A 19,286-nucleotide genomic window follows, 5' to 3' on the forward strand; every position below is an offset into this window, starting at 1 on the left:
GGCAACCGGTGCGTAATTGCCCGCCTGCTCGTTCTCATGCGGTGGATTGTTCCCCCGTCAGATGAGGAGATTATCCTAAGTCCGTAAATAATTTAATAAAATTTATGCACCCAGCAATAGCACACGCCAAAAAACAAAACCCCGGGAAGAGACCTTCCCGGGGTTTGCCAGGCCATCCGAGGACAGCCTATATCGTGTGGCTGAGAGCCGGACTTAGAAGTCCATGCCACCCATGCCGCCCATGCCGCCACCCATCGGGGCAGCCGGGGCTTTGTCTTCCGGTGCGTCAGCCACCATGGCTTCGGTGGTGATCATCAGGCCGGCGATCGAGGCAGCGTCCTGCAGCGCGGTGCGGACAACCTTGGTCGGGTCGATGATGCCCTTGGCAACGAGGTTGGTATATTCCTCGTTCTGGGCGTCGAAGCCGAAGTTGGTGTCGTTCTGCTCCAGGAGCTTGCCGGCAACAACCGCACCGTCAACACCGGCGTTTTCAGCGATCTGGCGAACCGGAGCCTGCAGGGCGCGACGGATGATGTCGATGCCTTTGGTCTGGTCGTCATTGGCGCCTTCAAGTCCTTCGAGGGCTTTGGTTGCATAGAGAAGCGCGGTGCCGCCACCGGCAACGATACCTTCTTCGACGGCTGCGCGGGTTGCGTGCAGGGCGTCGTCAACGCGGTCCTTGCGCTCTTTCACTTCCACTTCGGTCGCACCGCCAACCTTGATCACGGCCACACCGCCAGAGAGCTTGGCAAGGCGCTCCTGGAGCTTTTCCTTGTCATAGTCAGACGTGGTGACTTCGATCTGGGCCTTGATCTGCTCGACGCGGGCCTTGATGTCGTCAGCTGCGCCAACGCCGTCAACGATCGTGGTGTCTTCCTTGGTGATGGTGACTTTCTTGGCAGTACCGAGCATGTCGAGGCCGACATTCTCAAGCTTGATGCCAAGGTCTTCCGAAACCACCTGGCCACCAGTGAGGATGGCGATGTCTTCGAGCATGGCCTTGCGGCGGTCGCCGAAGCCCGGTGCTTTCACGGCAGCGATCTTGAGGCCGCCACGCAGTTTGTTCACAACGAGGGTGGCCAGTGCTTCGCCTTCGATGTCCTCGGCAACGATCAGGAGGGGCTTGCCCGACTGAACGACAGCTTCAAGGAGCGGCAGCATCGGCTGCAGGCTCGAGAGTTTTTTCTCGTGGAGAAGGATCAGCGGATTGTCGAGTTCGGCAATCATCTTCTCGGCGTTGGTGATGAAGTAAGGCGACAGGTAACCGCGGTCGAACTGCATGCCTTCCACGACGTCCAGCTCGCTGTCGAGGCCTTTGGCTTCTTCAACGGTGATAACGCCTTCCTTGCCGACTTTCGCCATGGCTTCAGCGATCATCTTGCCAACTTCGGCTTCGCCGTTGGCCGAGATGGTGCCGACCTGGGCGATCTCTTCGTTGGTCGTCACGTCACGCGAACGCGACTTCAGGCTTTCGATAACCTTGGTGGTCGCGATATCGATACCGCGCTTCAGGTCCATCGGGTTCATGCCGGCGGCAACCGACTTCATGCCTTCGCGGACGATGGATTGGGCCAGAACGGTCGCGGTGGTGGTGCCGTCGCCAGCCACATCGTTGGTGCGGCTTGCTACTTCCTTCACCATCTGGGCGCCCATGTTTTCGAACTTGTCTTTAAGTTCGATTTCCTTGGCAACCGAGACGCCGTCCTTGGTGATGCGCGGTGCGCCGAACGACTTTTCCAGAACCACGTTGCGGCCTTTCGGGCCGAGGGTGGTTTTCACAGCATTGGCGAGGATATCAACGCCCGCCAGCATCTTGGCGCGGGCTTCTTCGCGGAACTTTACTTCTTTGGCAGCCATATTGGCCTCCTGAACTGAATGGGTCTTAAAGGAATGACAGATGGGTCAGAGCAAGCGGGCTGCTTACTCGATGATGCCCATGATGTCGGATTCTTTCATGATGAGGAGATCGACGCCGTCGACCTTCACTTCGGTGCCCGACCATTTGCCGAACAGGACCTTGTCGCCCTTCTTGACGTCGAGCGGGGTCACTTTCCCGTCGTCGCCACGCACGCCGTTGCCGACAGCGATAATTTCGCCTTCCGAGGGCTTTTCCTTCGCGGTATCCGGCAGGATGATGCCGCCCGAAGTTTTAGCTTCGCTTTCAATACGCTTGACCAGTACGCGGTCATGAAGCGGACGAAGAGCCATTATGTGTCTCCATATCTGATAAAGCGTCAAATGAGCTGTTAGCACTCAATTCGCATGAGTGCTAACACGCCGCCTATGTAAGCCACCTGTGTTACGGCTTCAAGGCCGCGTGATGACATTTTTTGACTTTCGCCGGCTGCGTGTGAATTTGCTGCAAGCCTGCGCCACAGAATAAGCTTTTTGGCCAGCCGGAATAGAACAACACACCTAATACGATAGTAATATCACTCCAAGGGGTTCACACTCTGAATGTAACATAACCGCCACAGACGGAATCATATACGACGTTAACCATTATTAATGGCAACTATATTTCTTGAAGATGGTCATCAGGCGTCGATAATTTCAATCCTGACCTCTCGAAAGGTCTGAACCCAAAAAACATAATCGACGGCACTGCTTAAGCAGATGCCCGTCCAGGGAGAATATCAATGCAAGGGAAGACCAGCAAATTTCTGCGGGCCACGTCCATTGTCGCGCTTGTCGCCGTACCGATGACCACCGCGGCGTCGGCGCAGGATACCACCGCCCGCTCGGCTGACTTTGAAGAAATCGTCGTTACCTCGCGCAAACGTTCCGAAACGCTGCAGGACGTCCCCTTCTCGGTGAACGCCAAGACCGAAGAACAGCTCCGCAATTCCGGTGCGACCGGCCTTGCCGACCTCGCCCGTAACGTGGCGGGCCTTGCCATTACCGACCTCGGGCCCGGCCAGAGCCAGATTGCCATTCGCGGCGTCGCCGCCGGCCAGACCGCACGCGACCTCGCAAACGTGAAAGAACAGGTTGGCGTCTATCTTGACGAATCGCCGATCTCGGTCGCGCTGTTCACCCCCGATGTCGACCTCTTCGACCTCGAACGCGTTGAAGTGCTGCGTGGGCCGCAAGGCACGCTGTTCGGCGCGGGTTCGCTATCGGGTACCGTCCGCTACATCACCAAGATGCCGGAAATGAACAGCTCGGAAGCTGTTGTTGAGGCCGACGTCAATCAGGTCGACGGTGGTGGCTTCGGCTGGAGCCTGAAGACGGCGGTCAACCTGCCGATCGCCGAAGACAAAGCCGCCCTGCGCGCTGTGGCCTATCATACCAGCTATCCTGGCTTTATTGACGCGACACAACCCAACGGCCGCGTCGACAAAGACGTGAATGACGGCGAGCGGTCCGGTTTCCGGGTGGCGCTTACGCTGCAGCCGACAGAAAGCCTGACCATCACGCCGCGCATTCTGTTCCAGAAGCTGGACACCGATGGCTTCCCGCGCATTGACGTGTGGAACATTCTCGGCAACCCCTACACCACGACCGAGCCGGCTTTCGATCTCGGCGAACGCGGCCAGTTCACTCAGTTGGAGGAAGGCCTCACTGACGACTTCTTCCTGGCCGACGCAAAGATTGAATGGGAAGGCGATGCCGTCACCTTCACCTCGGTCACCAGCTACACCGACCGTGAAGTGCTTGTGCTGCGCGACGCCTCCCAGCTTACCGGCAGCGTGACCTACGATCTCGCTGGACCGGTTGGATACGAACTGGGTGAGGGTGCGCGGATTTCCTCCCCGCTGGCCGACACTTCAGACCTTGAGATATGGACACAGGAAGTGCGCCTGACCTCGAATGGCGATGGCCCGCTTAGCTGGGTGATTGGCGCCTTCTACACCGACTGGAAACGCGGCTACAGCCAGATCCTGAACGCGCCGGGCTGGGACGATCTGACCGGTCTCTCCAACGTCGGCACGGTCGGCTCGCAAAAAGACCAGCCTTATTGGTCCGTGATCGACATGGACTTCAAGCAAAAGGCCATTTTCGGCGAAGCAACCTACGCCATCACCGACGCTCTGGATTTCACCGCCGGCCTGCGCTGGTACGATTATGATGAAAGCCGTGTGCTGAAGTTCGACGGTGCGTTTGCTGTACCGACGAATGCACCGGGCGAGGCAAGTGCTGATGGCTTCGCACCCCGCTTCATCCTTTCTTACGATGCAACCGAGGATGTGACGCTCAATGCGCAGGTCGCCAAGGGCTTCCGTCTTGGTGGTATCAATGATCCGCTCAACGAGCCGCTCTGCAGTGCCGACGACCTCGAATCCTATGGCGGACACCCGGGTTTCTCCGATGAGTCCGTCTGGAACTATGAGGTGGGTGCGAAAACCAACCTCGGCGCCCGCGGCACCTTCAACGTTGCCGGTTTCTATACCGACATCAAGAATCTGCAGATGCCGGTGTCCGCTGGCAACTGCTCGTCGCGTATTCTCCTCAATGTGCCCAAGGCGCGCAGCATGGGTATCGAGGCAGAGTTCAACTATCTCGTAACCGAGAATTTGGATATCAGCCTTGGTGCAACTGTTATCGATGCGGAGCTTCGCTCGGACGTAACGGATGTGAACGGCAATATCCTTGCCGGCGCGGAATCAGGCGCTCGCCTGCCGACTGCACCGAAACTCCAGATGACGGCGGTGATGAACTACTATTGGCAGTTCGGCACCGACTATGAAGGCTTCCTCACTGCTTCGGTCCAGCATATCGGCTCGAACTATTCGCTGATTGCCCATCAGACACCGGGCTTCGGCTCGATCGCACTGCGGGACTTCGGCGATCCGACGATCGACACCTTCAATTTCGATCCGAAGATGCCTGCTTATACGCTCGGCAACCTGCGTATCGGCGCACGTCGCGGCCACTATGAAGTATCCTTCTATGTGAACAACATCTGGGATGAGCGTGCCTATCTTTCGCTCGATCTGGAGCGTGGCGGCGCCGCACGGGTCGGCTTCACCACCAACCAGCCCCGTACCTTCGGCGTGAATTTCCGCAGCGAATTCTAAGCCTTTTCCAAGCGTGATAAATCTGGGCGGTGCCACGGTGCCGCCCATTTTTCTTGAAACTGTAGCCTCATGATGATCCATGCCCGACTGAACAGAGCTGTTTCGTTTTTCGCCGCCAGCCTCGCGCTGGCCCTGCCCGTGCGCGCGGCAGAGCCTGCCGCAGAGCCTGACCGCAGCTGGACCCTGCAGGTGGAAAACGATCTGTTCAGCCAGTTCATGGGGCTTGCCGACAGCGATTCCGATGCACCCGATTTCGATGGTGACAGGGGCTATACCCAAGGCCTGCGCCTTGGCCTGACGCTGAAGCGCGAGGAGGATCTTTTCTTCATCTTCGACTGGATCGACGATAACGGCCTCAGCATTCTGGGTGGCGGTGAGGGCGACACCTCGGTGCGGACCAAGCAATATTTCTTCGGCCAGAATATCTACACGCCCAAGGACATCACAGTCAGCACCCCGCAGCCCGACGACCGCCCCTATGCCGCATGGCTTTATGCCGGTGGCTCGGTCGCGCGCCAGACAGGGCGTTCTTTCGAGGTGATCGAACTGGATGTTGGCGTGATGGGGCCGATGGCACTTGGCAAGGAAGTGCAGACGGCTTGGCATGATATCGTCAACACCCGGCACCCGGAAGGCTGGCGAAACCAGCTGCGCAACGAACCGGGCTTTGTGATGACCTATATGATCGCGAGCCAGCTTGTCCGGCATGACGCCGGCGGCGAGGCCAATGGCTTCGGCTTCGATATCACGCCGCATGGTTCCATCGCCATCGGCACCATTTATGATTATGTCAGCGTCGGCGGCACCGCCCGCATCGGCTGGGGCCGCGACCGCGAGATCGTGACGCCGAACCGCATCCAGCCTTCCACCCCCGGCAGCGACTGGTTTTCACCCGGCAGTTTCACCGGCTATTTCTTCGTGGGAGCAGAAGGGCGGTTCATGGCCCGCAATGCTTTCCTCGACGGCAACCTGTTCCGGGATAGCCAAAGCGTCGACAAGCATCACTGGGTGGCTGATATCGTGGCTGGCGCCGTCATGTTCGCGGGGGACTGGCGGCTGGCCTACACCCACACCTTCCGCACCGAGGAATTCCACGGGCAGGAAGGCGGGCAGTTCTTCGGTGCTGTCTCGGTTACCAAGCTTTTCTGAGATGCGTCACATCACCGGGTCCTTGGCATCCACATAAATGCCATCCCCCACGCTCGCGACCGGCAGGGCAAGTATCTTGTCGATCTTCTTGCCGTCCATATCCATCACCTCGAAATGCCAGGATTCCCAAACGGCAGTGTCGCCTTCTTCCGGGATGCGTCCCAAAAGCCGCAGGATCATGCCGGAAAGCGTGTGATAGCGCCCTTCTTCGGGCACAAACCGGATGCCGAGGCAATCTTTCAGGTCCGGCAGCGGCAGGCTGCCATCCAGCAGCCATGAACCATCGGCCCGCAGCATCGCGCGGCCCGTGCCTTCGGTTTGCGCGAAATCACCGGTCAGCGCTTCGAGTAGGTCATGGATCGTGACCAGACCCTCGATCTCGCCGTATTCATCAACAACCAGCGCGAAATGATCGGCACCCTGCCGGAAACGCTCCAGAAGCTCCATCCCGGTCAGCGTTTCAGGCACGTAAACGGCGGGGCGGATACGGGCGCGGAGGTCAGCACTGCCCGACGCCACATCGCCCAGCACATGCTTGGCCTGCACGTAGCCGAGCACATTGCCCGGCCCGCCCTCGCACACCGGGAAACGCTCATGCGCGCTTTCGATCATGAGCTTCAGGTTTTCAGCAAGCGGCCGGAGAAGGTCCACCCAGACAATCTCGCCGCGCGGCACCATCAGCGAGCCAAGCTGGCGGTCATCCAGCCTGAGCACATTGCGCACCATCGCATGCTCGTGCGCCTCGATGACGCCGGCGTCCGAGCCTTCGGCGAGCACGGCATGGATCTCCTCTTCCGTCAAGAGGTCGATCTTGTCCTGCCGTACACGAAGGAGCGTGAGAAGGGTCGTGGTGGAAACTGACAAGAGCGCCACAAAGGGGCGACTGGCAAAGGCGAGAATCTGCATCGGCCGGGCCACAAGGCGGGCGATGCCTTCGGGATGCAGTTGCCCGATCCGCTTAGGCACCAGTTCGCCCACGACGATGGAAAGATAGGTCACAGCCACCACCACCATCACGGTGGCGCTGATGGCTGCCGTTTCTGGATCGGTCCCGAGCCCCGTCATCCACCGTGCGAAATCGTCCGCGAGCACGGCCTCACCCACGATACCATTGAGGATACCGATCGAGGTGATTCCGATCTGCACGGTGGAGAGAAAACCGGTCGGTTCCTCAGCAAGCTTGAGAGCAGCAGCGGCCTGCCTGTCACCTTCCTCGGCGCGTTTGGCAAGCCGCGCACGGCGGGCGGTGACAATGGCGATCTCCGACATCGCGAAGACACCATTCAGGATGATGAGCCCGATCAGCAGCAGGATTTCCATCTCTGCCTCGCCCTAAAGCGCCAATGCAGGCACCGGGCGGTCGCTGCCGCCAATGCCACTCGTGTGATCGTCATCCATGCTGAAAACCCTGAAATGCTGGTGAGAAAGTTTATAAAGTCCGCCGGCCACATGTCAAATGAAGGTGGCAATTCCCGAAAAGGTGCCCTAGAAAGTGCTGCCGCGTCCTGTAAAGCGTTGAACGCGGCCTGTATTCTGACACATGAAAAGTACCCGATGCGTTTGATGAAGCCGGCTATAGTCGCTCTGATGGCGGCCATTTGCACCGCCCTGCCCGCTGCGGCAGGCGATGAACGCCGTCTGGTGTTTGGCTGCATCTGCGACGACACGCAGGATCTGCGCGACCGGCAGGGGTTGGTGATCGATTATCTCGCATCCGTTCTTTCGGATATCCCCGGCCTGACCATCGATTCCGCGCGCCTGCCCGATATCCCGGCCATGTCGGCGGCGATCAATGCAGGTAAGGTGGATTTCGTGTCGGAAACGCCGCTGGCGGCATGGGGCATTATCGATCGTACAAATGCCGAAATCACCTTCCGGGAGCGCCGCCACGGTGTGACCGCCTATCACAGCCTGATCATCGCGTCGGAAAAGTCTGGCGTGAAAAAGCTCGAAGACCTTGTTGGCAAGGTCGTTGCCTTTGAAGGACCGGGCTCCACCTCCGCTTTCCTGTTTCCGCTTTCGATGCTGAGGGGCGAAGGGCTTCAAACCGTCGAGCTCGCCTCCCCAAGCGACCCGGTGCCGGCCGGCAAGATCGGCTATATCTTCACCCATGAGGATGGTGCCGCCGCGCGCTATATTGCCGATGGCAAGGCCGTCGCCGGGGCACTGAGCGACGAAGACTGGGCTTCCCCGCGAGCCGAAGCCCAAATGGCCCGCGTGCGGATGAAAGTGATCGCCAAAAGTGAGCCGCTCCTGCGGGCCGTCACGCTCCTGCGCCGGGACATGGACCCTGCACTCAAAGCGCGGCTGATTACGGCCCTCGGGAACATGCATGACGACCCGGAAGGCTGGCAGGCGCTCAGGGACTATAACCGCGTCCGGCGTTTCGACCGTGCCGACGAAGCCATCCTCGCGGATATGGAACGGATGCGCGTTTACTATGAGCGCGTGAAAGACCGCGTAGGCTGATCCTCACCGCATATACCGGTATGAAAAAGGGGGCATCGCGCCCCCTTCCTATTCTCTCGCTTATTCTGCTGCTTCCGCCTCTGGCGACCAGCGCAACACGGGATTTCGCGCTGCCTGCGTTTCGTCCAGCCGTTTCCAGGGCGCAAAGTAAGGCGCGCCGGTGAAGCGTTCGGTTTCGCCAGCCTTGGCAGCAGCGGCGAGCCCGCGCATCGAGCGGATGAACTGATCGAGATTGTATTTGCTCTCGCTCTCGGTCGGCTCCACGAGCATGGCACCGTGCACAACGAGCGGGAAATACATGGTCATCGGATGGTAGCCCTCGTCGATCATCGCCTTGGCGAAATCGAGCGTGGTGACGCCGGTGCCCTTCAGGAACTCATCATCGAACAGGACTTCGTGCATGCACGGGCCTTCGAACGAGACGGTCATCAGGTCATCAAGGCAGGCCTTGATATAGTTGGCATTGAGGACCGCATCCTCGCTGGCCTGGCGGCAACCATCCACGCCGTGCGATAGCATGTAGGAAAGGGCGCGTACATACATGCCCATCTGGCCATGGAAGGCAACGAGGCGACCGAAGCTCGGGTCGTTATCCCCATCTTCATGCTCTTTCAGCACAAGGCCTTCAGTGGTTTTCACCACAAAGGGAAGCGGCACATGATCCTTCAACCGGTCAGAGAAGACGACAGGGCCGGAACCCGGGCCGCCGCCGCCATGCGGGGTCGAGAAGGTCTTGTGGAGGTTGATATGCATGGCATCCACGCCAAGGTCGCCGGGGCGGGCCTTGCCGACGATGGCGTTGAAGTTGGCGCCATCGCAGTAGAAAAGCGCACCGGCGGCGTGAATGGCATCGGCAATCTCGCGCACTTCATTCTCGAAAAGACCGCAGGTGTTAGGGTTTGTCACCATCACCGCTGCCACCGTATCATCAAGCGCTGCTTTGAGCGCTTCGATGTCGACGCGCCCGTTTTCCTTGGCCGGGATCGACTTCACCTTGTAACCGCAGAAAGCCGCAGTCGCCGGGTTGGTGCCGTGCGCCGATTCCGGGCAAAGGATCACCTCACGGGCGTCACCGCGGGCCTCCAAGGCCTTCCTGATCGCCATGATGCCGCACAGCTCGCCGTGGGCACCGGCTTTGGGCGACAGGGCCACCGCCGGCATACCGGTCAGTTCCATCAGCCAGTGGGACAGTTCTTCCATCAGGCCGAGCGCGCCCTGCACGGTCGATTGCGGCTGCAGCGGGTGGATGTCGCCAAAGCCCGGCAGACGGGCCATCTTCTCGTTGAGGCGCGGGTTATGCTTCATGGTGCAGGACCCGAGCGGGAAAACGCCCATGTCGATGCCATAGTTGCGGCGCGACAGGCGGGTATAGTGGCGCACCACATCGGGCTCGGCGAGGCCGGGGCAACCGGTGCCGCCGGTGCGTTCAAGCGCGCCGAGGTTCGAGACAAAGCCATCGATTTCCTCAACGTCCACACCGGTGCGGTCCTTGGAGCCGATCTCGAAGATCAGCGGCTCGGCCAGGCGCAGACCGACATGGCCCGAGAAGCTTTCATACTTGTGCTCGTCGGTCGTCACGGCATTGGGGGTCGTCGGCCGACCTTCGCTATTCATGCTCATGCCGCATACTCCTTCAGGCCGTTCACAAGGGCCTTGATATCGTCCCCCGTCACCGTTTCGGTGGCGGCAATGATCAGCAGGTCATCGAAGCCTTCGCCGGGATAAAGGCGCGAGGCCGGCACACCGGCGAGCACACCCTTCTCGGCGAGGGCATCAACCACCTTCGCGGCATCCTTCACGCGAACGGTGATCTCGTTGAAGAAGCGCTTCGAAAGCACTTCGACGCCAGCGCCTGAAAGCGCCTTGGCGACCGCCTGCGCGCGGGCATGGTTGACTTTCGCGAGGCCCGTCAGGCCCTTGTCGCCCAGAAGCGACATATGGACCGTGAAGGCGAGCGCACAAAGGCCCGAGTTGGTGCAGATGTTCGAGGTCGCCTTCTCGCGGCGGATATGCTGCTCGCGGGTTGAAAGCGTCAGCACGAAACCGCGCTTGCCATCGGCATCCACCGTTTCACCGCAGAGGCGGCCCGGCATCTGGCGCACATATTTCTGGTTGGTGGCGAAAAGGCCAAGGTACGGCCCGCCGAAATTGAGGCCATTGCCGATCGACTGGCCCTCGCCCACCACGATATCCGCGCCCATCTCGCCGGGGCTCATCACGAGGCCCAAGGACACGACTTCGGTGACAACCACAACAAGCAGCGCCTTGTGCGCATGCGCCTTTTCAGCCACGGGGCGGAGGTCGAGCACTTCCCCGAAAGCGGTCGGGTTCTGGACGACCACACAGCTCGTGCTGTCGTCGATCGCGTCCATCACGGCTTTCAGTTCGCCGTGCGGGTCCGCCGGATTGGCGGCCAGCGAGACAACCTCGTCTTCCGTATATTGCGTCATGGTGGTGACGACGTCGCGGTAATGACCATGCAGGGAGCCGGCGAGGATCGCCTTGTTCCGGCGGGTCACGCGGCGCGCCATCATCACGGCCTCGCCGCACGCGGTGGAGCCGTCATACATGGAGGCGTTGGCCACATCCATGCCGGTCAGCATCGCCACCTGGGTCTGGAATTCGAAGATATACTGCAGCGTGCCTTGCGCGATTTCGGGCTGATAGGGCGTATAGGCCGTCAGGAATTCACCGCGCTGGATGATGTGATCGACGGTCGCCGGCACATGGTGCTTGTAGGCACCGGCCCCCACGAAGAAGGGCACACTGGAAGCCGGGACGTTCTTTGCCGCCAGCCGCGAGAGGTGGCGTTCCACCTCCATCTCGCTTTTGTGCGCGGGCAGATCGATCACGGGGTTAAGGGCATCCTTCGGGACATCGATGAACAGGTCATCGATGCCCTTCACGCCGATCTTGGTCAGCATCTCCTGCCGGTCGGCAGGGGTCAGCGGCAAATAACGCATTGGGTCAGGCTCCGGGCGCGGAAAAGCGGGGGCAAGCCTCAGTCGAGGCTTGCGAGAAACTCGTTATAGGCGTCTTCGTCCATCAGGTCGTCGAGCTCGCCTTCGTCCTCAAGCTTCATCTTGAAGAACCAGCCGGCATCCATGGCGGCGGAGTTCACAAGCGCGGGCGTACCTTCAAGGTCATGGTTCACGGCCTTGATCTCGCCCGAGAGCGGGGCGTAAACCTCGCTCGCGGCTTTCACGGATTCGACCACTGCGGCTTCGTCGCCTTTCGAGTAAGTGGCGCCAACCTCCGGCAACTCCACAAACACCACATCCCCCAGCGCCTGCTGGGCATAATCGGTGATGCCGACGGTGGCGATGCCGTCCACATATTCGATCCACTCGTGATCTTCGGTAAATTTCAGCATGTCAGGTCCCCTATCGAAATAAGCTGAAGATATCAGGCAGTCTTGCGCTTGTAGCGCAGGGTAACGAACGGCAGGGCGGCGACCGTGGCCGGATGCGCCTTGCCGCGGATCATCAGGTTGAGCTTCGTGCCAACGGCCGAAAGCGCAGGCGGCACAAAGCCCATGGCAACCGGGCCACCCACCGTGGGGCCGAAGCCGCCGGAGGTGATCACACCGATCACGTTGCCTGCCTCGTCGGCAATCTCGGTGCCTTCACGGGCCGGCGCGCGGCCTTCGGGGCGGATACCGACCCGCACCTTGGCGGGGCCATCGGCCAGTTCCTTCAGGATACGCGACGCGCCCGCAAAATCACCTGCTTCCTTGCGCTTTTTACCCAGCGCGAAGGTGACGCCAGCCTCAACCGGGCTGACGCTTGCATCGAAATCATGGCCTGACAGGCAAAGGCCCGCCTCAAGGCGCAGGCTGTCGCGCGCGCCAAGGCCGATCAGTTCCACATCCGGGTGGCGAGTCAGACGCTCGGCGAGCGAAACAACCGCCTCCTCCGGCACCGAAATCTCGTAGCCGTCTTCGCCCGTGTAACCCGACCGGCTGATCCAGCAGACAACGCCTTCAAGCGTCACGGACGTTGCTTCCATGAAGCCGAGCTCGGCCACTTCCGGCGCGAACTGCGCGAGGACTGCTTCCGCCTTCGGGCCTTGCAGCGCGATCAGGGCCTTGTCTTCAAGGGGTTCAAGCGTGATCAGGTGGCCGAGCTTTTCCTCGACAATGTCGTAATCCTTGTCCTTGCAGCCGGCATTGACGACCACATACAGGGCACCATCGGGCTCATGCGTGCGGGTGACCATCAGGTCATCCTCGATCCCGCCTTCATCATTCAGGAGAAGCGTGTAACGCATCTTGCCAGGCTGCAGGGACTGGAGGGCACCGGGCATCAGCTTTTCAAGGGCGGCGGCCGGGTCGCTGCCATCGCGCGAGCGCACCATCGCCTGCCCCATGTGCGACACATCGAAAAGACCGGCCTTTTCCCGCGTGTGATTATGCTCCCCCATGATCCCCAGGGGATACTGGACGGGCATGTCATAGCCAGCAAAAGGCACCATCTTGGCGCCGCGCGCGACATGCAGATCATAAAGCGGGGTTTTATGGAGAGGGGTATCGGTCATTGGCGCAGGCACTCCGCAGGCGTGGGTTGACGCCGGGGTGAACCGGCCCAAAACCCCCTCTGTCATGGGACCTGAGAGATTTCGCCGTCCGCGCGGATCATCGCGCCAGACGGCTTACCCCGTCGGTGAGGCGATCAAGGTTGCCCTCGCCCGCCTGCTTTCCAGAGTTGTCCGCCGACCGTGCGGTCCTTCTGCCTGAGAGTTTCCGGGGTGGTTGCTCCTTCGGCGCCGGAATTTGGAGTCCGGTCTCTCCCGCACAGTCACCACGGGGAGCATTAGCCCGCCCCCGCAAGACCTGAATCAGTGGCCGCGATCATAGTGGCAGAGGGAAAAGAGTCAATCGGGGTTTGGGGCATGGGGCTGACAGCCACATGACGATCAATCACTGAAACCGCAGTCTCGTTTTCCACCCACATCAGTCCATTCAGCAACAACGAGAAAAACGCGCGACTTTCGGGCAGGTCTTTTTCTGCCAGCAGTGTCCGTCTGTCGAGAACATCCCAGATTATATGATCCGCCCGCAGGTCACGGGCGCGCCCCATGAAGTCCTCGCGCGGTGCAGCATCCCTCCCGGTCAGCCTTACCGTACCGTTCGGAGCGAAGTGCTGAACTGATGGAGTTGGTACGGTGCCGTCTCCCGTAAACCGGAGATAAGGCCGTTTCGACCAGCGAACTGAAGCAGGATCGATTGGCATATCCCGCAGGACAGGGTCCAGACGACCGAGAAGATCATGGATGGCATCCCCCGCGGCACGCGCCGATGCCTCATAGGACGCTGCAAGCGCCAGCAAATCCGGCCGCGCAAGCGGCTCGAACGCCGGGCGGGAGCGATTGAGCATTTGCGAGGGAAACCCGAAATGGCGGCGGCAGCGATCAGTCAGATACAGGGCATCTAAAAGATTTTCCCGGCCAATCCCGTTTTCCTGAAGATTGACAAGTTGGCTCTGCAAGGATTGCCGGGCCTCCGCTTTGAACGCGCTGCTGAACATTGCTTCGTGTTTTAAACGGCGCCCCATAAGCAGGCGGCTGACACGGGCTGCATATCCCTTGCGCCAGGGCAGCAATGCTGGCACCCCGCGCAGGGGTGGCGCGGGCCGATAAAAAGAACGGCCAACTTCGCCAAGACCACCGCGCACATGGACAATACCGGTCAGGCGACATGAACCGAGATCGGCCATCGAACCCAGATAATGACCTTGACCACAGAAAATGTTGCGGCGCTGCCCTTCAGCGGCATCCAGTTCCTCTCCCTGATGATTGCCCGGCCAAGCCATATGGTTCAGGCCCAAGAGTACGGCAATCATATCAGGAATGATTATGTCGGCTGGCGATCCTTCCGGTGATCGATTGATTGCCTGATGACGCAATCCCGCGTGGCGAGATGCCGCCAGCACAAGACGGCTATCAAGTCCGCCTGTCAGGTCATGCAGGATGGTTGCACCGTCAAATGCCCGCGAAAGCACAGCCATATCGGCAGAGAGAGATTCCGCCACTTCCCCAGCAGTCACATCGCGGGCGGCAAGGAACCGGCTGAGCCTGCCTGTGCGAACAACGTTCCAGGTATCCGCCAACATGTCAGCCTCAAGTCGGCAGTCAGCAGGGAAAAGTGACACTTCGCCGAAACCAGTATGCACCCCTGCCCCCATGCCAAGCGCAGCCTCAAATCCGGCGACACGGAACGTGCGGGTCAGCGACAACCCCATCCGCTTGAGCAGGGCCTCGATCATATACACATTGGTCGCTACCACCTGCACACCGCCGACGTTTGCCGTGAACAGGTTGTATTGGGAAAGAGGGTCAAGACTGACCTTGAGACGCCCCGAAACGAAGTCGATATCCGCAAGGGCAAATACCCCCGCTGCGGTGCCTTCCAATGTTACGGAATCAGCAGGTGCGGGCGTCGCGCCTACGGCCGCACTGTATGCACGCCCACCAGCGATTGCATGCCCATCGAAGAACTGGAAACGGCCACGATTCCGCGAAATAGAGGGCACTACAATAAGGAAGCTGCCGAGCCGCACTTCCTGAATCGCCCCGTCTACCGGGCTTAATCCGGGCCAGTCCGGCAATCTTCCCCACTCAGGAAACGCCTCACCCGCCCGGCGCGCTACCATGAAATCCATCGACCGCATCCCGAGCAATCAGACAACCTGAGCGACAGGTTCCCCTGAAGGGCGGATTTATGCAATCATGAAGTGCAAAAAATGATCTAGACCCCCGCCCAACGGCGGACGAGATTGTGGTAAATGCCGGTGAGCCGCACGGTTGTCGGGTCATCGAGGCCCTTCTCTGCGGCGAGGTCCTGCACGGACTGGTCGAGATCGAACAGCAGTTCCCGCTCGGCGCCGTCGCGCACCATGCTTTGCAGCCAGAAGAAGCTGCAAAGGCGCGTGCCTTTCGTCACCGGTTTCACATGATGGAGGCTGGTGGAGGGGTAAAGGACCATCGATCCCGCATCGAGCTTCACTTCCTGTGCGCCGTACTGCGTTTCGATCACCAGTTCGCCGCCTTCATATTCGTCCGCGCCCGCGAAGAAGATCGTAGCGGAAAGGTCGGTGCGCATCTTGATGGGCGTGCCGGGGATGCGGCGGATGGCATTATCCACATGCGTGCCGAAATTCTGACCGCCCGAATAGCGGTTGAAAAGCGGCGGGAAAATCTTGTCCGGCAGGGCGGCCGACAGGAACAGCGGGCTCTGAGATAGGGCCTCAAGGATCACCTCGCCCACCCGCACGGCGGCTTCGCTGCCTTCGCTTAGTTGCTCGTTCTTTTTGGCGCGTGCAGCCTGCGCGCCCGAGGTGGCGTTGCCGTCCACCCAGTCGCCGGCTTCGAGAAGGGCGCGGCAGGCTTTCACCTCGTCAGGGGTCAGGACATCGGGAATGCAGATCAGCATCGGCGGCCTCGTCTGGATAGCAATCCGCCGGGCAGAACCCGGCGGACAAGATGGTTCATTTGCCAGACTGCCCGGATCAGAAGTCGATGTCGAGCGTCACAGTGGCCGAGCGGCCCGGCGCGATATAGGTGAAGGGCGCGCTGCTGCGATACAGGCTGTCGTAATAGACCTTGTCGGTCAGGTTCTGCACATTCAGCGAGATTTCCACGCCTTCCTTCAGCTCGAAATGCGCGAAGGCATCGAAGCGCCAGTGCGAGGGCAGATAGGTGGTGCCGACATAAGTGGTGCCGCCGTAAATCTTGCTCGCATACACCGCCGTACCACCGAAGCTGAAGCGCTCGGTTGCCTGATATTTGGCAAGGAGCGTCGCGCTCGTTTCCGCCACGTTCGGCAGTTTGGAGCCGATTTCCACTTCGTTGTCCGACGCAAGGATTTCGGTATCGAGAAGGGTGACGCCGCCAAACAGGCTGAGCTTTTCGGTCACATTGCCCGAGAGGCCGATCTCGAAGCCGTCAACGCGCTGTTCGCCGTTGAGCGTGGTGACTTCCGACGAGCCCGAACCGGTGACCGAACGGCCAGCCGTTTTCTCGATACGGAAGAGCGCAGCGCTCACCAGGAAATGCTCGTCGAACACGGCCCATTTGGTGCCGATTTCGTAGTTCATGTTGCGTTCGGCATCGATGCTCTGGCTGCTGCCGGAAATGCCGCCATAGGCCGCACCGCCGCCGTCCACCTGCTCGCCCGGCGGGTTCGAGGACGAACCGATGGCGACATAGACGTTGCCGTTTTCGGCGGGCTTGTAGGTCACGCCGGCATGCCAGTTGAAGAAGTTGTCGTCGCTGCGAAGCTGCATGTCGCCGCCGCGCCCGCCAATGCTGGTGTAATCGATGCCGAAATCATCGAAACGCAGCCCGCCGAATACCTGCCACTGGTCATTCAGCTCGATCGTGTCGATCAGGAAGAAGGCCTTCGTGGAGATTTCGGATTCGGTGTAGGACGTGCCCGGAACGGCGAAAAGATCCCACGGCAGGTGCGGATCGGGGTTCCACAGATTCTGCGAAACCGAGGTGCTGGCCGGGGTCGGCGAACCGCCCGTGGACGGGTCTTCGGAATCGAGGAAGCCGTAGGGGTTGTTGTGGATTTTCTCTTTCGAGAATTCAAAGCCGCCCACAAAGGTGTGCTCGACGCCGCCGAAATCGGATTTCCAGGTCAGGTCCGTCTGGTTGACGAGATATTTGTTCGTCTGGTTCCGGTTCTTCGGGCTTGCCGATACGGTCCAGTTGGCCGGGTCTGGATCGGTGGTCACCGGGCGCTCGGGCGCCGAAACAACATAGCCGTTCCAGGTGTGGCCATAACGCAGGACGCTACGCAGCACCTTGCCGTCGCTCAGCTCAGCGCGGATCTGGCCGGTCACGATATCGATATTGTTCTTGTGGAAGTCGCGGTTCACAAGGCCATAGAAATTGTTGCGGTCCACCTTGAAGGGCTCGTTGTTCGCCACGTCATAGGGCACGCCCCAATCTGGCAGGCCGTCGGTTTCAAGGTGATAATAATCAAGGCCGAGCTCAACGGATTCGTTCATCTGGTAAGCGGCGGCTGCGGCCACGCCCCAGCGCTCGTTAAAGACCTCGTCACGACCGGCGGTTTCGCTGTCGTGATACATGCCGTTCACGCGCACAGCGAGCTTGTCACTGAGCTGGCGGTTCACATCGGCCGTCACGCGCTTGGTATCGTCGGTGCCGACAGTCACTTCCACATCGCCGAAATCCTGGGCTTGCGGGGCTTTGGAGATCATCGAGATGGCGCCGCCGGTGGTACCGCGTCCGCCGAAGGCCGAGCTCGGACCCTTGAAGATTTCGATCTGCTCAACGGCGAAGGTCTCGCGCGAGGTAACACCCGGATCGCGCACGCCATCGATATAAACATCGTTGCGGGCATCGAAGCCACGGATGAAGACGCGGTCACCGAAGGCGTTGCCGCCCTCTCCGGTGCCAAGCGTGACGCCCGGCTGGATGCGCATCAGATCACGGAAGGTGTTGGTGCCGGTGTCGTCGATCAGCTCTTTCGGCAGAACCGTGATCGATTTGGCCGCATCGAGGATCGATTGCGTCAGCTTCGAGGAAGCCGAACGGTCGATCTTGTAGGGCGCCATCGGGTCGGCATAGGGGTTGGAGCCGGCCTGACGGCCTTCGACCAGAACTTCCTCAATATCGTCATTCTTCGGGTTTTTCTTCGCGTCCGCTGTATCGGCGAAGGCGTGAGAGCTGACGAGAGCGGCCGAGAGAAGGCCAACCGTGCCGCGCGCGGCATGGCGCACTGCAACTTTCCTCAGTGAAAGAGGCTGCTTGTTACCGGACATTTCGATCCCTGCGATTTTGTTATGGGGATGTCGGTGCAATCGAAACTGAAACTCACTCTCATGAACCGACGAACGCCTTCTTATATGCGATCCATTCGCAGTTTCAATCGCAAAAGTGTCTTCTTGATACAATTGTGACAAAGACAAAGAAAAAGGCCCGCTCCAGATGGTGGGACGGGCCTTTTTCAGGATTGCGTCAGGGCAGAAACGCTCAGCTGCGTTCCATATTGTAAACCGCCTCGTCGGGGCTCAGCTGGAAGCCGACGATCACTTCATAATCGTAGCGGCGGGCCTGCTCGATCGAGGGCACCACATGACGGATCGTCTGGGCGCTCGAGGCCTTGCCGTCGGCATCAAAATTCAGGGTCACCGGGTAGGTCTGCTTGGTGATGATGCGGCTGTTGTCCTTGAGGACTGCCACGAAATAGGAAATATCCACCGTGCGGCTCGTGAGCGCAGGGCCGGCAGTGGCGCCGACCACGAAGCGGGTGGTGGCGACCACGGATCCGCTTTCCTTGTCGTCAGGCTCGTCGCAGTCCGTCACCACATTCATGATGGTGGCGGTGTAGGAAACATCCTGATCGGTGCGGCCGCTGCCGGCGAAGCGCGTTACCGTGCCGGCGTCACCAACCACGGCAATGGCGGAGCAGCGTGAAATCTTCACCTCGAGCGGGTTTCTGTTGCAGGCTGCAACCATCAGGCAAAGCCCGGCAAGGACAAGAGCACGCGCGATCATGTATTCCCTTTCGATCAATCTCATCGCCGCGGGAAGCAAAGCATCCCGAAGCGCCGCGATCATAGGGTGGCATTTAGGCAGGCGCAAGGCACCAATCGTTGCATCGCTCCGGGTGAGCGGATA

Annotated in this window: 14 protein-coding genes and 1 riboswitch; of the genes, 3 read left to right on the forward strand and 11 right to left on the reverse strand. The window is 60.1% G+C overall.

Annotated elements, in window-relative coordinates:
- Nucleotides 1–213: 213 nt before the first annotated feature.
- Nucleotides 214–1,857: a chaperonin GroEL gene (gene groL / locus OU694_RS15280; RefSeq protein ID WP_308911882.1), complete on the reverse strand. Its 1,644-nt coding sequence runs from the start codon at nucleotides 1,855–1,857 to the stop codon at nucleotides 214–216.
- Between the two features lie 63 nt (nucleotides 1,858–1,920).
- The gene (gene groES, locus OU694_RS15285) at nucleotides 1,921–2,208 is read right to left on the reverse strand and encodes a co-chaperone GroES (protein WP_373460431.1); all 288 of its coding nucleotides are present in this window, start codon (nucleotides 2,206–2,208) and stop codon (nucleotides 1,921–1,923) included.
- 431 nt (nucleotides 2,209–2,639) lie between these two features.
- Between groES and OU694_RS15290 the strand changes: the two genes are divergently transcribed.
- Together OU694_RS15290 and OU694_RS15295 are read left to right on the forward strand one after the other, a co-directional pair.
- Nucleotides 2,640–5,021 (forward strand): TonB-dependent receptor, encoded by a 2,382-nt coding sequence (locus tag OU694_RS15290; RefSeq protein ID WP_308911883.1) that lies wholly within the window; start codon nucleotides 2,640–2,642, stop codon nucleotides 5,019–5,021.
- 69 nt (nucleotides 5,022–5,090) lie between these two features.
- Nucleotides 5,091–6,170, forward strand: a complete 1,080-nt coding sequence (locus OU694_RS15295; RefSeq protein WP_308911884.1) for a lipid A deacylase LpxR family protein — start codon at nucleotides 5,091–5,093, stop codon at nucleotides 6,168–6,170.
- A 6-nt stretch (nucleotides 6,171–6,176) separates the two neighbouring features.
- On the opposite strand, the gene OU694_RS15300 is transcribed toward OU694_RS15295, so the two are convergent.
- A complete protein-coding gene (locus OU694_RS15300) occupies nucleotides 6,177–7,490 on the reverse strand; it encodes a hemolysin family protein (RefSeq protein WP_308911885.1) in 1,314 nt (437 codons plus the stop codon).
- A gap of 234 nt (nucleotides 7,491–7,724) precedes the next feature.
- Between OU694_RS15300 and OU694_RS15305 the strand changes: the two genes are divergently transcribed.
- A complete protein-coding gene (locus OU694_RS15305; RefSeq protein WP_308911886.1) occupies nucleotides 7,725–8,639 on the forward strand; it encodes a PhnD/SsuA/transferrin family substrate-binding protein in 915 nt (304 codons plus the stop codon).
- Nucleotides 8,640–8,699: 60 nt separating this feature from the next.
- Here OU694_RS15305 and gcvPB read toward each other — a convergent pair whose 3' ends face one another.
- The 8 genes from gcvPB to OU694_RS15345 form a co-directional block, all read right to left on the reverse strand.
- Nucleotides 8,700–10,259 (reverse strand): aminomethyl-transferring glycine dehydrogenase subunit GcvPB, encoded by a 1,560-nt coding sequence (gene gcvPB / locus OU694_RS15310; protein WP_308911887.1) that lies wholly within the window; start codon nucleotides 10,257–10,259, stop codon nucleotides 8,700–8,702.
- The gene (gene gcvPA, locus OU694_RS15315; protein WP_308911888.1) at nucleotides 10,256–11,602 is read right to left on the reverse strand and encodes an aminomethyl-transferring glycine dehydrogenase subunit GcvPA; all 1,347 of its coding nucleotides are present in this window, start codon (nucleotides 11,600–11,602) and stop codon (nucleotides 10,256–10,258) included. Before gcvPA ends, gcvPB begins: the two co-directional genes overlap by 4 nt.
- A gap of 38 nt (nucleotides 11,603–11,640) precedes the next feature.
- Nucleotides 11,641–12,012, reverse strand: coding sequence for a glycine cleavage system protein GcvH (gcvH, locus tag OU694_RS15320; RefSeq protein WP_308911889.1), 372 nt, complete (start codon nucleotides 12,010–12,012; stop codon nucleotides 11,641–11,643).
- Between the two features lie 32 nt (nucleotides 12,013–12,044).
- Nucleotides 12,045–13,175 (reverse strand): glycine cleavage system aminomethyltransferase GcvT, encoded by a 1,131-nt coding sequence (gene gcvT / locus OU694_RS15325; RefSeq protein WP_308911890.1) that lies wholly within the window; start codon nucleotides 13,173–13,175, stop codon nucleotides 12,045–12,047.
- 173 nt (nucleotides 13,176–13,348) lie between these two features.
- Nucleotides 13,349–13,440, reverse strand: a riboswitch (glycine riboswitch).
- A 10-nt stretch (nucleotides 13,441–13,450) separates the two neighbouring features.
- Complete coding sequence (locus tag OU694_RS15330; RefSeq protein ID WP_308911891.1) at nucleotides 13,451–15,298, reverse strand: hypothetical protein; 1,848 nt, start codon at nucleotides 15,296–15,298, stop codon at nucleotides 13,451–13,453.
- An 86-nt stretch (nucleotides 15,299–15,384) separates the two neighbouring features.
- Entirely contained in the window at nucleotides 15,385–16,068 is a 684-nt protein-coding gene (locus OU694_RS15335; RefSeq protein WP_308911892.1) for a Fe2+-dependent dioxygenase, read from the reverse strand.
- Nucleotides 16,069–16,144: 76 nt separating this feature from the next.
- A complete protein-coding gene (locus OU694_RS15340; RefSeq protein ID WP_308911893.1) occupies nucleotides 16,145–18,385 on the reverse strand; it encodes a TonB-dependent receptor in 2,241 nt (746 codons plus the stop codon).
- A 253-nt stretch (nucleotides 18,386–18,638) separates the two neighbouring features.
- The gene (locus OU694_RS15345) at nucleotides 18,639–19,163 is read right to left on the reverse strand and encodes a hypothetical protein (protein WP_308911894.1); all 525 of its coding nucleotides are present in this window, start codon (nucleotides 19,161–19,163) and stop codon (nucleotides 18,639–18,641) included.
- Nucleotides 19,164–19,286 lie beyond the last annotated feature (123 nt).

Origin of the sequence: Pseudokordiimonas caeni (assembly GCF_026719705.1) — a bacterium.
GTDB classification, from domain to species: Bacteria; Pseudomonadota; Alphaproteobacteria; order Sphingomonadales; family Kordiimonadaceae; genus Gimibacter; species Gimibacter caeni.

Excerpts from the sequence above, each read along its gene's own strand:
- groL (WP_308911882.1), bottom strand. The coding sequence starts at position 1,857 with ATGGCTGCCAAAGAAGTAAAGTTCCGCGAAGAAGCCCGCGCCAAGATG.
- groES (WP_373460431.1), bottom strand. The coding sequence starts at position 2,208 with ATGGCTCTTCGTCCGCTTCATGACCGCGTACTGGTCAAGCGTATTGAA.
- OU694_RS15290 (WP_308911883.1), top strand. The coding sequence starts at position 2,640 with ATGCAAGGGAAGACCAGCAAATTTCTGCGGGCCACGTCCATTGTCGCG.
- OU694_RS15295 (WP_308911884.1), top strand. The coding sequence starts at position 5,091 with ATGATGATCCATGCCCGACTGAACAGAGCTGTTTCGTTTTTCGCCGCC.
- OU694_RS15300 (WP_308911885.1), bottom strand. The coding sequence starts at position 7,490 with ATGGAAATCCTGCTGCTGATCGGGCTCATCATCCTGAATGGTGTCTTC.
- OU694_RS15305 (WP_308911886.1), top strand. The coding sequence starts at position 7,725 with ATGCGTTTGATGAAGCCGGCTATAGTCGCTCTGATGGCGGCCATTTGC.
- gcvPB (WP_308911887.1), bottom strand. The coding sequence starts at position 10,259 with ATGAGCATGAATAGCGAAGGTCGGCCGACGACCCCCAATGCCGTGACG.
- gcvPA (WP_308911888.1), bottom strand. The coding sequence starts at position 11,602 with ATGCGTTATTTGCCGCTGACCCCTGCCGACCGGCAGGAGATGCTGACC.
- gcvH (WP_308911889.1), bottom strand. The coding sequence starts at position 12,012 with ATGCTGAAATTTACCGAAGATCACGAGTGGATCGAATATGTGGACGGC.
- gcvT (WP_308911890.1), bottom strand. The coding sequence starts at position 13,175 with ATGACCGATACCCCTCTCCATAAAACCCCGCTTTATGATCTGCATGTC.
- OU694_RS15330 (WP_308911891.1), bottom strand. The coding sequence starts at position 15,298 with ATGGATTTCATGGTAGCGCGCCGGGCGGGTGAGGCGTTTCCTGAGTGG.
- OU694_RS15335 (WP_308911892.1), bottom strand. The coding sequence starts at position 16,068 with ATGCTGATCTGCATTCCCGATGTCCTGACCCCTGACGAGGTGAAAGCC.
- OU694_RS15345 (WP_308911894.1), bottom strand. The coding sequence starts at position 19,163 with ATGATCGCGCGTGCTCTTGTCCTTGCCGGGCTTTGCCTGATGGTTGCA.